At 57.5% G+C, this 15,943-nt stretch carries 13 protein-coding genes; 7 read left to right on the top strand and 6 right to left on the bottom strand.

Annotated elements, in window-relative coordinates; genetic code table 11:
- Positions 1-96 precede the first annotated feature (96 nt).
- Both galE and selD read left to right on the top strand, forming a co-directional pair.
- Positions 97-1,131, top strand: a complete 1,035-nt coding sequence (gene galE / locus SYN9616_RS0112755; RefSeq protein ID WP_028953432.1) for a UDP-glucose 4-epimerase GalE — start codon at positions 97-99, stop codon at positions 1,129-1,131.
- Positions 1,083-3,185, top strand: a complete 2,103-nt coding sequence (gene selD / locus SYN9616_RS0112750) for a selenide, water dikinase SelD (protein WP_084218357.1) — start codon at positions 1,083-1,085, stop codon at positions 3,183-3,185. The genes galE and selD overlap by 49 nt, the downstream gene beginning before the upstream one ends.
- Here selD and SYN9616_RS0112745 read toward each other — a convergent pair.
- Together SYN9616_RS0112745 and SYN9616_RS0112740 are read right to left on the bottom strand one after the other, a co-directional pair.
- Complete coding sequence (locus SYN9616_RS0112745; RefSeq protein WP_028953430.1) at positions 3,130-4,563, bottom strand: hypothetical protein; 1,434 nt, start codon at positions 4,561-4,563, stop codon at positions 3,130-3,132. The genes selD and SYN9616_RS0112745 overlap by 56 nt on opposite strands.
- Positions 4,560-5,696, bottom strand: coding sequence for a CCA tRNA nucleotidyltransferase (locus SYN9616_RS0112740; protein WP_369791933.1), 1,137 nt, complete (start codon positions 5,694-5,696; stop codon positions 4,560-4,562). Before SYN9616_RS0112740 ends, SYN9616_RS0112745 begins: the two co-directional genes overlap by 4 nt.
- Positions 5,697-5,816: 120 nt before the next feature.
- Between SYN9616_RS0112740 and SYN9616_RS0112735 the strand changes: the two genes are divergently transcribed.
- The gene (locus tag SYN9616_RS0112735; protein ID WP_028953428.1) at positions 5,817-6,803 is read left to right on the top strand and encodes an SIS domain-containing protein; all 987 of its coding nucleotides are present in this window, start codon (positions 5,817-5,819) and stop codon (positions 6,801-6,803) included.
- Positions 6,800-7,351, top strand: a complete 552-nt coding sequence (locus SYN9616_RS0112730) for an HAD family hydrolase (protein ID WP_028953427.1) — start codon at positions 6,800-6,802, stop codon at positions 7,349-7,351. The genes SYN9616_RS0112735 and SYN9616_RS0112730 overlap by 4 nt, the downstream gene beginning before the upstream one ends.
- Here SYN9616_RS0112730 and kdsB read toward each other — a convergent pair.
- From kdsB to SYN9616_RS0112715, 3 genes are all read right to left on the bottom strand, one after another.
- Positions 7,348-8,136: a 3-deoxy-manno-octulosonate cytidylyltransferase gene (gene kdsB / locus SYN9616_RS0112725; RefSeq protein ID WP_028953426.1), complete on the bottom strand. Its 789-nt coding sequence runs from the start codon at positions 8,134-8,136 to the stop codon at positions 7,348-7,350. The two genes, SYN9616_RS0112730 and kdsB, sit on opposite strands and share 4 nt — an antisense overlap.
- Positions 8,136-8,846 carry a hypothetical protein gene (locus SYN9616_RS0112720; protein WP_028953425.1) on the bottom strand — a complete coding sequence of 237 codons (711 nt, stop codon included), beginning with the start codon at positions 8,844-8,846 and terminating at the stop codon, positions 8,136-8,138. Before SYN9616_RS0112720 ends, kdsB begins: the two co-directional genes overlap by 1 nt.
- 100 nt (positions 8,847-8,946) lie before the next feature.
- Positions 8,947-11,340, bottom strand: coding sequence for a UvrD-helicase domain-containing protein (locus tag SYN9616_RS0112715; protein ID WP_028953424.1), 2,394 nt, complete (start codon positions 11,338-11,340; stop codon positions 8,947-8,949).
- Between the two features lie 70 nt (positions 11,341-11,410).
- Between SYN9616_RS0112715 and kdsA the strand changes: the two genes are divergently transcribed.
- From kdsA to SYN9616_RS0112700, 3 genes are all read left to right on the top strand, one after another.
- Positions 11,411-12,262 carry a 3-deoxy-8-phosphooctulonate synthase gene (gene kdsA, locus SYN9616_RS0112710; RefSeq protein ID WP_028953423.1) on the top strand — a complete coding sequence of 284 codons (852 nt, stop codon included), beginning with the start codon at positions 11,411-11,413 and terminating at the stop codon, positions 12,260-12,262.
- Between the two features lie 8 nt (positions 12,263-12,270).
- Positions 12,271-13,107: a sulfotransferase family protein gene (locus SYN9616_RS0112705; RefSeq protein WP_051411123.1), complete on the top strand. Its 837-nt coding sequence runs from the start codon at positions 12,271-12,273 to the stop codon at positions 13,105-13,107.
- Between the two features lie 168 nt (positions 13,108-13,275).
- Positions 13,276-15,084, top strand: coding sequence for a hypothetical protein (locus SYN9616_RS0112700; protein ID WP_051411046.1), 1,809 nt, complete (start codon positions 13,276-13,278; stop codon positions 15,082-15,084).
- Here SYN9616_RS0112700 and SYN9616_RS0112695 read toward each other — a convergent pair.
- Positions 15,069-15,929, bottom strand: coding sequence for a sulfotransferase (locus SYN9616_RS0112695; RefSeq protein WP_037991037.1), 861 nt, complete (start codon positions 15,927-15,929; stop codon positions 15,069-15,071). The two genes, SYN9616_RS0112700 and SYN9616_RS0112695, sit on opposite strands and share 16 nt — an antisense overlap.
- Positions 15,930-15,943: the final 14 nt, after the last annotated feature.

The raw sequence follows: 15,943 nt of genomic DNA, 5'->3' as shown, positions 1-15,943 counted from the left end.
GACCGTCGGTTTTTGAACCTTAGGGATGAACCCCCGCAGTGACAGGCGATTTGAAGGCCTGATCCAGAATCAGGTCTTTCCGGACCAGCATTTTTGATGGCCAACCGTCTGCTGATCACCGGCGGAGCTGGTTTTATCGGCAGCCACACCTGCGTTGTCCTGCTTGAACAGGGCTACGAGCTGGTGGTCCTCGACAGCTTTGATAACAGCAGCCCGCTGGCCCTCGAACGGGTGAAGGAACTGAGCGGCAGTACAGCACTGCACGTGCTGAAGGGGGACATCCGGGATGCAGAGACGGTCGATCGAGCCTTTCAAAGCCGCGGCCCCATCGATGGTGTGATTCATTTCGCCGGCCTCAAGGCTGTCGGCGAGTCGGTGGCCAACCCATTGCTCTACTGGGATGTGAATCTCAATGGAAGTCGCGTTTTGGCCGCAGCGATGGAACGGCACAGCTGCCGCACCATCGTGTTCAGCAGCACCTCAACGGTGTACGGCGAACCAGACACATTTCCGCTGCATGAGGGCATGCCAACGGCGCCAATCCACCCCTACGCCCAGACGAAGGTGGCCGTGGAGCAGCTGCTGCAGGCCCTTTGCCGTCAAAGCGAATGGCGCGTTGCCAGTCTTCGATACTTCAATCCGGTAGGGGCTCATCCCAGCGGCCGAATCGGAGAAGACCCTCTTGGAATTCCCAACAATCTGTTCCCATTCATCACCCAGGTGGCAGCCGGGAGACGATCAAAGCTGCGCATTTTCGGTTCGGACTACTCGACGCCGGATGGCACAGGCATCCGTGACTACCTGCATGTGATGGATCTCGCCGAAGCCCATTGCGCCACCATCAGCCACCTGTTGAAGCAGGGTCCATCCAGCCATCTCACCCTCAACATCGGTACAGGTCAGGGGCTTTCGGTGCTTGAGGTGGTTCACGGCTTCGAGCAGGCCACCGGTCTGACCATCCCCTTTGAAGTAGTGGAACGCCGTCCAGGGGATGTGCCAAGGCTGGAAGCCTGTCCTGATCTGGCCGAAGAAGCTCTGGGATGGCGTGCCAAACGCTCCCTGCTGGACATATGCCGCGATGGATGGACCTGGCAGCAGGCCAATCCCAGCGGCTATCGCACAGCGGCGTGAACAACCAGGGAGCTTTGCTGCTGGCCGGCGGGGGGCACAGCCATGCCCTGCTCCTCAAACGTTGGGCGATGCAGCCGCGCACGCGGCCAAAACGAACTCTCATCCTGGTGAACCGTCAGAGCACAGCGCTTTACTCCGGCATGGTTCCGGGATTGATCGCCGGCCTCTATCGCCGTGACGAAGTCGAGATCAACCTGCGCCATCTCTGCGATCGAGCTGGAGCGGCGTTCATCAGCGCCAACATTGCCGGGATCGATCCAAATCGCCGACAACTGCTGCTGGACAGCCGACCACCGCTGACATACGGATTGCTGAGCCTGAATGTTGGAGCGATATCGCGACCAACTGCCGCAGGAGTCCCCATCAAACCGCTGGAGCCGGCGCTGGCTTTTTTGGACGGGCAGGACACCGAGGTTCACAGCCCGTTTCGCGTCGTCGGCGCTGGACCCGCTGGCATCGAGGTGGTCCTGGCGCTGCGCCGACGCTGGCCGCAGCGCACTCTGGAACTGCAGACCCGCCTGAATCAGCTGGATCGTCAGATCCGGCAGGCCATGGCCGACGCCGACATTCGGCTGGTCACCGACGAAGACACCGCCACAGGTCCAGTGCTCCTCTGCAGCGGCAGCCGGGCCCCAGCATGGCTGTCGGACTGTGGCTTCTCGGTCGACAGGCACGGGCGGGTCTGCACCGATGCCCGCCTCAACGTTGTGGGACATACCGACATCTTCGCCAGCGGTGACTGTGCGGTGCTGGTCAACGCGCCTCGACCCGCCTCAGGCGTGTGGGCTGTTCGAGCAGCGCGGCCGCTCGCCCGCAATGTGGAAGCCCTCTGCAGGGGCGAAACGGCACGGCCGTGGCGACCCCAGCCATCGGCCCTCCAACTGATCGGCGACCTCAGCCAGAACGACCGACGCCGTGCCTGGGGTCGCAGGGGTCGTTGGCGCCTGGGGGCCAGCTCCCTTGCGTGGCGATGGAAAGAACGGATCGATCGGCGCTTCATGGCGGGGTTCGCGCCAGCAGCAGGCATGCAGACATCCGCCAAGGACGGCGATCAAGCAATGGCCTGCCGGGGCTGTGCAGCCAAGTTGCCTGCAGAGTCTCTCGCCGCGGCCCTGGCAGACGCCGGGTTAGCCAGCCTGGGGACCAGCCCGCAGGATGCCGTGCTGATCAGCAGCGAAGCATCACTGCTTCAGAGCGTTGACGGTTTCCCGGCCCTGGTCAGCGACCCGTGGCTCAACGGCCGACTGACCGCCCTGCATGCCTGTTCAGACCTGTGGGCGAGCGGTGCCCGCACCACAAGCGCCATGGCCGTGATCACATTGCCCGCCACCGAACTGACGCAGCAGCAACAGTTGCTCGGGCAAACCCTGGCCGGGATCCGCTCGGCCCTCGAGCAGCAGGGCGCCTCCCTGGTCGGAGGCCACACGCTGGAAGCCCGCCATGCACCACCGCTACCGGACAGTCTTGGTGTGCAGGTCAGCCTGAGCGTTAACGGCACCGCACCAAGGATCTGGAGCAAACAGGGGATGCGGGCCGGCGACGTACTGCTGCTGAGCCGACCCCTGGGAACCGGCGTGCTCTTCGCCGCTGCCATGCGCGGAGCCGCTGACCCCCATCACCTTGACGCTGCATTGCAGCGGATGAGCCAGAGCCAGCACCCCTTGGTCGAACAACTCCTGGAACTCGGAGATGCCCTGCATGCCTGCACCGACATCACCGGCTTCGGGCTGCTGGGACACCTCGGGGAAATGCTGGCTGGCTCAGACATGCACGTGGAGTTGGATGCCACAGCCATCCCGGCCTACGACGGTGTTCTCGAGCTGTTGGATAAGGGATTGGCCAGCACCCTGGCACCGGCCAATCGCCGAGCCCTGGCGTTGCTCGACAGAAGCATTTCAATGACAGGGCAGAGCCCCTCAGTTCTGCAGGAGCTGCTGGTGGATCCCCAAACCTGTGGACCGCTCCTGGTGAGCTGCAGCAAGCCCGCCGCCATGACGCTCATCTCTCAGGGATCCTGGACCCAGATTGGCAGTGCAACAGCCGAGCATGGCTGAGATCTGATGCCTCCTCCGCGCAGATGTAGCCGGCCTGCTCCATCATCTCCTCGAGAGGTCTGAGCTTCTTTTGCATCGCCCGTTCAGGACCACTGCTGGCCAACCAAAGTTCGGCTGGAGGCGTGGTGTCCTCAAGACGGGCCCTGAGCAGACGCGGACCCTGCCAACTGCCGACTGGCTGCTCAAGCCTCCCCATCGACCACTCCATGCGGTCGCTGAGATTCAAGAGTCGCGCCCGTGGTGAGTAGCGCTCTTCCAAGCCAGCCGCACGCTGACTGACGGCGCGGAAGTGATCCTGTTCCCGGACGCCACTCCGGACGCCACCGACGACCGGATCCAACTCGGCAAAACCAGGCCCCCACCAGCTGATGAGCAGCACGATCAGGGCAGCATTCACCAGCCAGCGTCCGCGGCGATCAAGGCTCCAGTCCAGCGACTGCATCACCAGCCAGGGCAGCAGAGCCGGCAACATCACCACGAAATAGCGGCTGAAGGCGAGGGGTTTGAAGAAAGACACGAGCACCACGACCCCGGTCATCACAGCGGAAGGGATCAGCCCACTGCGATCAAGCAGATCAGGGTCGCTCCAGGACTGCGACCGTTGACTCCCCCAGCGGCGTAACAGCACCAGCAACACGGCCAGCAGCACCAGCTTGGGAATGGGCCAGACGCCGATACCCCGCGCCAGGGTGTCTTCCAGCAGAGCGAAATCCGGCCGACCGATCCAGCTACCGGAACGAGAGCTCAACAGATAGGAGGAGGCAAACACGATCCAGCCAAGACTGGGCAGGACCGCCAGTCCTGCTGCAAACGCCATGGACCAGCGCTGCTTCCACCCGTCCCAAAACGCGGTCGCTAAAAACAGAAAAAGGCCATAGAAGTGCGTGAGCGAGGCAAAGGCCACCGCGCAGCCATAAAGAAGTGGGCGTTCCGCCCGACGCCACCACCAGGCCAGCGCCACCACCAGAACCAGCAAGGCATAGCTCTTGCCCTCGATTGCGAAACGGACAGGAAAAGGGCTGCAGAAGGCCAGCAGCAGAGCCAAGGGGACCACACGCTGTCCCCCAAGCGCTCTGGACTGAGCCACCATCACCAGCCCTCCCGCCAGGTAGGCGAGCCAAGAGAACAAGCGCAGCGTGATCGGACTCTGCCCAACAACCTGTCCCCAGATCCAAAGCAGGGCGTAATAAGCGGGCGGGTGGGTGTCCTCCCGGAGCATCGCAATCAGGGCCGCAGGACTGGCCTGGAAGCTTTTGCCCACGCTGTAGAGCTCATCGCTCCAGAGGCCGGTGGCATCCATCAGCAGCAGACAACGCAGCGCGAACGCTGCTGCCACAACAACAGCGAGAAGCAGATCCCAATGCAGCCGATGCCTCATCGACCCTGATCAAGCTCCACCAGGCGCAGGCGCTGGAGCTCGGCCCCAAGGGCAGGGCCCGGCGCCCAGCCGGCAGCAATCAGATCGCGAGCCGCTAACGAGGAGCGGTGATGACGCCAGCGGCCCCACCAGCGCAGCAGGGGACGCCAGTTCTGCGGTCGCTCACAAATCAGCAAAGCCACCGTGCCTGGGAACCAACCGCCACGTTCCAAAGCCTGGGTCCACTGAGAGGGCGAGGCCTTCAGAGGCGGCGCATCGCTCTCAGCCCATTGGCGCAGGGACGGAAGCTGCTCAAGCCAGCACAGCTGCACCCCAGACAACTGCAACCGTCGTGCCGTTTCCAGCGGGTGATCCGCGGCCGTCAACAGGGCTGGCAGCAGGGGCATGTCCAAACTTTGAGCCCAGCGCAGACGCCTGGACCGCTGAGTATCCCGTTGCAAGCCGACGTCAATCAGGGACAAAGCCCCCCAACGATCGAGAAGATCCAGGCCCTGTTGCCAGGGCTCATGGTCCAGCAGGCGGTCCAGTTCTATCCGCAATCGCGTGGAAAGTGCAGGGGGAAACGGATCAGCCTGATCGCCTGGGTGCCAAGGCCAGGGCCATTTGGCGATGGTGGACTGAACCTGATCCAGGGCATCTGGACTGAGATCAAAACCCAGCCGTGCGCCGTAGCGGGCAGCGCGAATCAAACGGGTCGGATCATCCGCAACGCTTCCCTGATGCAGAAACACAAGCTGGTGTGCCGCCAGATGGACGCGCCCGTCAAAACGATCAATCAGCTCTCCAGAAAGCAGATCAAGGGCCATGGCATTGATGGTGAAATCACGCCGCACCAGGTCGGATTCCAGGGAGCCTGGCCGCACCACGGGATTGTCGGCCGGAGCCGGGTAGGTCTCAGCACGGGCGGTCGCCAGATCCACCGCCAGGCCATCCAGCGTCAACGCCACCGTCGCGAAGCTGGCGTGCTCGAGGCAGCGGGTCAACCGGTTCGGTCCACAGCGTTGCTTCAGTGCGGATGCAACGGCGGAAGCGTCTCCTTCCACCACCAGATCCAGATCGGTGACGCCAGTCCAGGTTCTTTGCTGCTCGCGGTGCAGCAGACCATCACGGACCACACCACCGACAAGAGCCAACCGAGTTGCCCCCGCGCTCGTTGCAGCGTGACGAAGGTCTTCCAGCAATGCGGTTGGCACACCTGGTATGTCCATCGCGAGGTGTGCACGACAATGGCCTGATCATCTCGGATCGAGCACGTGTCTGCTCTTACACGCTGCCTGCAAGAGGAAGCATCTGCCATCGCTTCGGCAGCGGAACGTCTCAACAGTGACGAAGTGGAATCCGCTTTGGCACTGTTGGATCACTGTGCCGATCGCAAGGCAAAGCTGGTGATCACAGGCGTAGGCAAAAGCGGGATCGTGGCTCGCAAGATTGCTGCGACCTTTTCATCGATTGGCCTGATGGCCTTATTCCTCAATCCTCTTGATGCCCTGCATGGTGATCTCGGGGTGGTGGCGCCTGAGGATGTTTGCCTCATGCTGTCCAACAGTGGCGAGACGGCAGAACTTCTTGAGGTCTTACCCCATTTGAAGCGGAGAGGAACCGGACGCATTGCCATTGTTGGCCGTGCTGAATCGTCACTTGCACGAGGCAGCAATGTGGTGCTGATCGCTGGGGTGGATCGCGAAGTTTGTCCTCTCAATCTTGCTCCAACCGCGAGCACCGCAGTTGCCATGGCCATCGGTGATGCCCTGGCAGCCGTGTGGATGCAAAGACGGGGAATCTCTCCGGCAGATTTTGCCCTGAATCACCCAGCAGGATCCCTTGGCAAACAGCTGACGCTGACGGCCGCTGATCTGATGGTCCCCGCCAGCAAACTGCATCCGATGCAACCCAGCACATCCCTACCGGAGGTCATTGGGGGACTGACACGTGATGGAATCGGCAGTGGATGGGTCGAAAACCCCGCTCAACCTGGGGCCTTGGTGGGAATCCTGACCGATGGTGATCTGCGGCGTGCCCTTCAGGAGCATGGGACTGAATCCTGGCCCGATCTCACCGCCAAGGATCTGATGACAGCCGACCCCATCACCGTCGAAGGAGATGTGCTGGTCGTCAACGCCCTGGAACGCATGGAACGCAATCGTCGCAAGCCGATTTCGGTGTTGCCTGTGGTGAACAACAAGAAGCGCATGCTCGGGTTGCTGCGACTGCATGATCTCGTCCAAGCCGGCTTGGCATGAGGGAGCTGCGTTGGCGCCTGATTCGCCAGACCTTGCGGCAGATCAACCTGCTAGTACTCGATGTCGATGGAGTGCTCACCGATGGCGGACTGTGGTTTAACGCCGATGGAGAGCTAACCAAACGCTTTGATGTCCGCGACGGACTCGGCATTCGTCTGCTGCAGCAGGAGGGGCTGGAGGTGGTGTTTCTAAGCGGCGGTCAGGGGGGCGCTACCCAGGTGCGTGCAGATCAACTGGGGATTCGCCACTGTCTGGTTGGGATCAAGGACAAACCTGCCGCTCTGATCGCTCTGCAAAAGGAGCTGGAGAGACCTCAAAGCGAAACTGCCTTTCTGGGGGATGACCTCAACGACCTTGCTGTACGTCCTGTGGTGAAACTTTTGCTGGCTCCCAACGACGCATGCGGCCCGGTTCGTCGTGGAGCCAATGCAGTGCTGAGCCGTTCTGGCGGACACGGTGCTGTGAGAGAGCTGGCAGAACGGATATTGCGAGCGAAAGGACGCTGGCAGCAACTAAGCGAACAAGGTTGGAGAGATCGGAACGACTAGCGACCTGAAGCGATCGCCCTGGCCTGCTCCAGCTGCTCAGCGGTGTCGACGGACAAGGACGTCCCTTGCACCTCAAAGGTGGCGATGGTGAGGCCAGCTTCGATAAGGCGAAGCTGCTCTAGACGCTCGACATCCTCGAGTGGCGAGGCTGGAAGCTGATCCCAACCCGCGAGAACATCTCCTCGGAAGCCATACATCCCAACATGGCCCCAGTACGTGGTGTGCTGATGCCACTCAGCAGGGTCTACATCGCGAACGTGGGGAATCGCCGAGCGGGAGAAATACAACGCACGGCCGTCATGGGCCAGCAGAGTCTTCACCACGTTGGGGTTGTGCACTGTCTCCGGCCGAAGGCCATAGACCGGAGTGACCACGGCAGGGAGAGGATCACGCCGTCGAAATTCAGCCACCATTGCATCAATGGTGATCGGATCAATGAACGGCTGATCCCCCTGCACATTGATCACAGCCGTTTCAGCTGCACTGGGGGCTGCATCGCCCCAGGCAAGTGCCAGCAACGCATCCGCCACTGAAGCGATCCTTTCACTTCCGGAACTGCAGTCCCCTGAGGTCATCAAGACGGGAAAACCCCATTGCACCGCGAGATCATGCAGCTGAGAGCTATCGGTGCACAGAACCACGGTCTCCACCTGAGAGGCCTGAACACATCCCTCCAGCACCCTCTGAATCATGGGCTTCCCCCCAATATCCGCTAAGACCTTGTTTGGGAGTCGAGACGACTGCAGGCGAGCCGGGACTGCGACGAGCGCGCGTTGAATCGCCATCAATCCCAGAGCTTCATGGCATCGTCACGGGCACTGAACCATTCTGCGGCCAGCGCTCCACCCATGGTCCGCTGCTCACGAAACCAAGGCCCTCCCAAAGTCCAGTGGAGCATCGGAGGCTTATTCATCACCTCAGGAGGGGTCTGAACATCGACCAGGTGGTTCCACCCTCCCTGGATCGCACCGATCTCATGATCACCCTCAAGCCAATGAAAACGATGAAGCTCCAAGCCTGAGGCTTTATTGACAAAGTCAGGTGTCAGCTTTCGGCAGCGGCTGCAGTTCAGCAACATCAGCGAACTCCAGTTCTTTTTGGGATAAGCGCTCTGGACCTCCCCCAGGAACTTCACTGTTTCCCCAGGTATGTGCTCGTGTTGGACACACATTGCCCCGTATTGCTCATCCCGCTGATCCCAGAGAGCTTTGATGTCACTGCGGCAGAGCATGTCGCAGTCCATAAAGATTGCCCAGCCGCTGTAGTCCATCAGATGCGGCACCAGGAACCTGGTAAATGAAAACGCCGTGCTCTGCTTTGGATCACGCTCACGCCAATACAGACCCTGCTGCTCCAATTGCGGGGTCACCAGTGGTGTGATCGCTAGCGGCACACTGCTCAGTTGATAAAGGCTGTCAATCAGAACATTCGTGGCAGCCCGTTCGCGCGGGTCGTAGCCGATGAAGATCGGAATCACCTGGCTGAAAGTCGACACTGGCGATCTTGGATTGGTGAGGAGGTTAGTCGGCAACTTTTATGGTCTGTCCCTCGGCAGCGCTGAGGCAAGACAGGTTTGAAAAACTAAGAAATGGTTTTCATGAGGCCTCGTCGACTGGCTCAATGGGCGCCAGGCGTGGATCAAGGATCTTGGGTCCCATCCCTGTGAACTTCACCGCAATCGACACCTTCTCGCCACTGCCGAAGGTGTGGGTGATCTCGCCAACTCCGAAGCTGCTGTGGGTCACTTTGTCGCCAACACTCCAGCTGCGACCGGGGGCGGGCCCGGCATGCCTCCGCCGAACGGCGTTCGCCGGAGGCGACGACGTCACATCACGATCAACACGGGTGAGCCGCTCCAACCGCCGCTCTCGCCTCAGGGAAGCACCGCCGCTCTGGGGCAGGTCGCCTTGCACCAAAGCCTCAGGAAGTTCCGACAGGAAGATCGACGGCACGGCAGCCTCACGCATACCGCCCCACAAGCGCCGTTCACTGGCGTGGGAGAGGAACAGCCGTTCCTTGGCACGGGTGATCCCCACGTAGCAGAGCCGCCGTTCCTCCTCAAGGGAAGCGGGGTCATCGAGGGAGCGGAAGCTGGGGAAAAGACCCTGCTCCAGTCCCACCAGACAGACCACGGGGAATTCCAGTCCCTTGCTGCTGTGCAATGTCATCAGAGTGACGCGATCGGCGGCTGTGTCCTTGCTATCGGCATCACTGGAGAGGGCAGCGGTGGCGAGAAATCCTTCAAGATCAGCCTCCTCGTTCTCCTCCTGAAACTGCAGCGCGGCGTTCACCAGCTCCTGCAGGTTGCGCCGACGCTCATCCGCCTCATCGGTTCCCTCCGTGATCAGTTCGCGGACATAGCCGCTCTTTTCCATCACCTGCTGAATCAATTCCGATGGAGCCGCTTCAGTCACCTGCTGCCTCAGGTCGTTCAGTAGTTCACAGAACTGCAGCAGACCTTTCGCGGAGCGTCCGCCCAGGGAGCGCACCGCTTCGGGATCACTCACCACATCCCACAGCGGGATCCCCAGTTGATTGGCCGCATCGGTCAAGCGCTGGATCGTGGTCTTGCCGATGCCCCGCTTGGGCACGTTGATCACCCGCAGCAGGCTGACCGTGTCAGCTGGATTCACGAGCAGTCGCAGATAAGCCAGCAGATCCTTGATCTCACGCCGGTCGTAAAACCGCAGACCACCCACCACCACATAAGGAATCCCCCAGCGCACCAGCGATTCCTCAACCGCTCGGGACTGGGCATTGGTGCGGTACAAAACCGCCATATCCCCCCAGCTCAGATCCGGGTGGGCTGCTTCCAGCATCCGCAGCCGATGCACGACGGCTTCGGCCTCAGCGATCTCGTCATCACAGCGCGTGAGGCTGATCAGCTCACCTTCACCGCGCGTGGGCCGCAGCACTTTGTCGATCCGTTCACTGTTGTTGGCGATCAGTGCGTTGGCAGCCTCGAGAATCGTCGCAGTGGAGCGATAGTTCTCCTCGAGCTTCACCATCGTGCGGGTGGAGTCATCCGGCTCTCGATCGCCGAAGTCATCCTGGAACCCCATCAGGATTGTGAAATCCGCGGCCCGGAAGCTGTAGATGCTCTGGTCCGCATCGCCCACCACAAAAACGGAACGTCCACCCCAGTCCTCAACGTTCTGGGGATCCTTCCCGCCCGTCACCAGCAATTTGATCAATTCGTATTGGGTGCGGTTCGTGTCCTGGTATTCATCCACCAGAACGTGCCGGAACCGCCGGTACCAGTAACTGCAAACCTGCTCGTTCTGCTGCAACAGCTGAACAGGCAGTAAGAGCAAATCGTCGAAATCGAGGGCGTTATTGGCGGCCAGGGCCCTGCGGTAACGCCGATAGGTCTCCGCAGTGAGCTTTCCACGCTGCCCTTCCGCGTTGGCTTCCAGCTGATCCGGCAGCCAACCCTGGTTCTTAGCGTTGCTGATCGCCCAGCGAACCTTCTTGGGTTCGAAACGCTTGGGATCGAGCTGCAACTCCTGGGTGACGATCTCTTTAACCAGGCTCTGGGCATCGGCCTCGTCGTAAATCGAAAACTGGCGGGTCCAGGTGAGGCCCTCGGAATCCTTAAATTTGTCGATATCGAACCGCAACATCCGCGCAAACAGCGCGTGAAAGGTGCCAATCCAGAGCTCTTTGGTGACCTCCCTGTAGATGCGGGAGCGCAACTGTCTCTGTTCAACAGCCGGCAACGTGCTCCAAGGCTGTCCGAACTGGCTTTGAGCCAGACGCTGGGCCAGAAGAAGCTCCAGCCGCTCCTTCATCTCCCGGGCAGCCTTGTTGGTGAAGGTCACCGCCAACACATGGGCCGGATCAACCCCATGGGCACCAATAAGGTGCGCAATGCGATGGGTGAGGGCGCGGGTCTTACCACTGCCAGCACCAGCAACCACCAGCAGAGGGCCTTCGTGGTGATCCACCGCCCGGCGTTGGGCGTCGTTGAGGCCGGCCAGAAAGCTCATGGCTGGAGGCTATCGCTCATAACCCCGCAGAACAGAGCCGGTAAGCTCCGCCCGGCACCAATGGTCGGTGATGACAGCAAGTCAAATTCAGCTCGGCGACATCACCTTCGCCAATAACGGCCCCTTTGCGCTGCTCGGCGGTGTGAATGTCCTGGAGGATCTGGACTTCGCCCTGCGCTGCGCCGGTCACTACAAACTCGTCTGTGAACGCCTGGCTATTCCACTGGTGTTCAAGGCCTCCTACGACAAGGCCAACCGCTCATCCGTTCATTCCTTCCGCGGGCCAGGACTGAACGAGGGGCTGTCCATCCTTCAGGCGGTGAAGGACAGGCATGGCATACCCGTGATCACCGATGTCCACAGTCCGGAGGAGGCCACGGCAGCCGCCAAGGTGGCCGACATAATTCAGCTGCCGGCCTTCCTGGCCAGGCAGACCGATCTGGTACGGGCGATGGCTGAAACAGGAGCGGTGATCAACATCAAGAAGCCGCAGTTCCTCAGCCCTGAACAGATGCGCAACATTGTTGAAAAATTTCGCGAATGCGGCAACGAGAGGCTGCTGATCTGCGAGCGGGGTACCAATTTCGGCTACGACAACCTTGTGGTGGACATGCTCGGCTTCGGGGTGATGAAACGTACCTGCGACGACCTGCCGCTGATCTTCGATGTCACCCATGCCCTCCAGTGCCGCGACCCTGGCGGCACTGCCTCCGGTGGACGTCGCTCCCAGGTGGTGGATCTGGCCAAAGCGGGTATGTCTGTTGGCTTGGCGGGTCTGTTCCTCGAAGCCCACCCCGATCCAAACCAGGCCCGCTGCGATGGTCCCAGTGCCTTGCCCCTGGATCTGCTGGAGCCGTTCCTCAGCCAGATGAAAGCGATCGACGATCTGGTGAAGCACATGACTCCCATTGCAATTGAATGAGTGAAAACATGAACTCCGCAGGTACCTTCTTACTGGGCTTGGGGGCCCAGAAAGCGGGCACGAGCTGGCTTCATCACAACCTTCATCGACGGAATGATGCCGATTTTGGATTTTGCAAGGAATATCACATTCACGATGCACTCTTTCTGCCGCAGTTCAGCCGCTTCCAACCAAAGCGCCCAATGCCATGGAAGTGGCGCACATGGAGACGAGCACGATTCCTGAATCGCCCAGAACGATATTTCGACTATTTCCTCTCACTTCTGAAGCAACATGACATCAAGCTCACGGGTGACATAACTCCCTCCTATGCCTGCCTCGAGCCACAGACACTGACTTGGATCCGACAGGAACTGGAATGCCGCAATATTGCGATTCGAACGGTCTTTGTCATGCGTGATCCTCTCGAACGATGGCTGTCCCAGCACAGGATGCAATTACGAAAGAAAGGGCAACTCCATCCAGACGCCGAACGTGATCACTTTCAAGCTCTCGCTTCCAAGAGCCTAAACTCAAATCGCATGAGCCTGCGAAGCGATTACGCCGCTACTTTGAATGCTCTGAAGCGCGTCTTTTGTCCCGATCAGATCTTCATCAGTTTTTACGAACAACTTTTTAGCGAGGCCGAATATAGCCGCCTATGTTGTCATTTAAACGTGGATTACCAAGAACCGCTCTGGGAACAACGAATCAATGCAAGTGAAGGCACAACGAATCTTCCCGACTCCCTAATGGCACAACTTGGTCGCTGTCACGCAGAAACTTATCAATCGATAGTCAAACAATTTCCAATTATTGAAGCCGAGCAGCTCTGGCCCACAGCTCGACGTTGGTGCAAAATCTGAGATTCATGGAAACACTATTGTGAGATCAATATATTGTTTGCGAAATCTCATCAGATGACAATCCAATCCAGATCGTAAATACAAACTTTTCAAAATTCGCTGATCACTCCCATTAGATAACTCTGCATTAGGCGATCACCCTCTCAGCCAAAACAACTTGTCAAAAGCATGAACTTCAAACATTTAAACTATCTCTTCAAACCCTGGTTTGTTCTATCGGCAATCTCGGCTTTCTTAAGCATGGGAGCAGTAGGAGCATGGCTTTGGCTGGACAAGGCCACTGAATGGCTTCCCTCACCTCGTAGCAATGCGGGTAAAGATCTGCTTTATCACTACAACCGAACCTCGCATGACATTGCATTAGTGCTGCTTCTGAGCGTGGTTGTTGTCCTGCTTTGGAGCAGCCGCCCCAAGAATGCAACAGTCAAGTCAATACCCTGGTGGCAACATTTATACCAATTTGCCAAGGAACATCCTGCTGTACTCGGTCTATTTGTGATCTATACGATCGCCATGGTGAATGGAACGAGCTGGTTTTATCCTGAACTCGTGGCCTGGTATGACGGAATAATTGATCATCAACTTCTCGATAACTTCTCAATTCGATTTGAATTTATTGTGGAAACAATGCTTCGCAATGACTATCGATTTTTTCCGCTTGCTCACCAGGACCTACACATTCTCAGCTGGTTTACTCCCTATGTAAAAGTGTGGATGATCGTCAGCGCCGCAGAACTATTCGCCATCATCATCCTTGGCGCACGTTTTATTCGCAGGCTTTGCGGCTATCCATCAGCAAACTATCTTCTGCTCATCATTAGTCTCCTATTCCTGAGTGCTCCATCCACAGGCTTCGCTTTTTTTCAGCTGATTTACAGCGAACGGATACTGACACTGCTCTTTAGTGTTTACATTTTTTTTTACTTACGTCATCAACAAAGCAAGAATATTGGCGACAAAAATATCACTCTTGCAACTGCTCTAGTAGGAATGTTTGTGAAGGATATTGGCATTTTGCTGTTTGTCACACCTGCAGTTGTTCAGCTAGTACTCGGCTCACTTGGACAGCTTCAATCTTATCCAAAATTGCAATGGTTTCAAAGCAACTGGAGCGAACGTCTTCAACTAATGAAAGCTTATAGTCTTGAACTGTGGCTATGCTCATTTGTAGTATTTTTTGGCATATCCTATGCCTATTTATCTTTTCTACCAAGCATCTATCACAATGTTGGTAGCTACACAATGGATAATTCAGGTGGGCTCGATTTAGATCCACGCAGCTTGTTCCTAGTTGGTTTCATCCTGATTCGCACGTTAATTGTAGCGTGTCGAAATATCAATTTTAATTTTTTAGACAATTTAAATATCGCAGCCATTTGCTATATCGTTGCACTCTATGAAATCATTGGTTACGAAGGTCATAGCTACACCAGCCTCCCAATTCAACTCATCGCTGTTCTCGATGTTGCGTTTATCTGGCAACTCTGGAATGCAACACGCTGGCCAAATTCACGTCGCAGTCAAATAGGAATCGGGCTAACAGTCACAACAATTTGTATCGGCTTGATCAGCTTTGAAAACAAACTTGAAAATAGTTTTATCAAAAATGTTGGCAAGATTAAATCGAAACAAAATTCATGGCAACAGACATTTAGCAAGGTCGATCAACTAACAAAAGAGGCAAAACAGCGCGGCGAGGATGTCAATCTTATCTTCACAAAATCATGGTTTCGGAGAAAGCGCCATCTCGATCGATTCAAATATGACCGTCTAATCTTTTTTAACCCTGAGACCCGGTCATACACAACGGTCGACGGGATAAATCGTGGCGAATCATACACACCAAGAACTGGAGATTTTTTGATTAATATCGACAGAGGCAATACTGATTTTCTTGGTGAAGAACTCAATAAATACAAGGAGATTTACCGGTTCAGCCCTAAAAAAAATAAGGGCTGGATTTACCGTTTTAACTGACCAGAATAAACAAGCCGACGATTCATTGCAGCTATCCAAGGCATCAATAGTGCCAATTGAGCCAAACCACTTGGATAACTCAACCAAGTTCCATCATAAGTAATATGCCCTGTACGTTCGGGGTCAAATCGCACCCGATTGCCGGAGAGTATATGGCTGCTTGAACAACATCCAGGCCGCAACATCGCTTCAGAAAAGTCAAGATTCAACCAACCACACAAACGCTCAAGATGATGTCGAGGATCAAGCGCAAGCTCCTCATAACCCAACCGAAACAAAGGATTGGGCGAACGTTTTAGCAACATTTCATGACGGGCATTGGTCCGCACCCAACGCAACAAGGGTTGCCAAGCTGAAAACCAAGCACCACGATCACGAGCACTTCGGGAGCGAGAGTGCACCCAAGAGCGCACATCGCGTGTGAGGTGAAGTACCAATCGATTCAATTCAGATTGGTTATCCAAGGACAACTCAAAATCATCCTGATAAGAGTCCACGATTAGCTCCGGAGTTGGTCCCTCAAGCTGAGACACAATCTGCACAAGCTGCTGCATCTTGATCGGCAGAGTTTGATCGTCATGATCATCAAGCCAACACAGCATCGGACCCCAAACAGGGCACTCTGCAGCAATCGCCCCACATGTACAGCGTCGCTCGTACCGATGCGCTCCGCGCAACATGGCCGGACCTCGGTGCTCCTCACCAGGTTTCGGGGTCTCCAGAATCCTTGTGGCTTCCCCAAGCCCCATGACGAGGGGATGGGCGCCAAGAGCAAGATCAAGGATCGTGGTGCCGCTGTGGCCCAGTCCACGAATCAGCAGCAAAGAAGGACGTCGAGGATTCATGCCAGACACTGAAG

The organism is Synechococcus sp. CC9616 (assembly GCF_000515235.1).
In the GTDB taxonomy this organism is placed as follows: domain Bacteria; phylum Cyanobacteriota; class Cyanobacteriia; order PCC-6307; family Cyanobiaceae; genus Parasynechococcus.
Note: the sequence above shows the minus strand (reverse complement) of the source record. Positions and strands in the feature narration are given on the sequence as shown.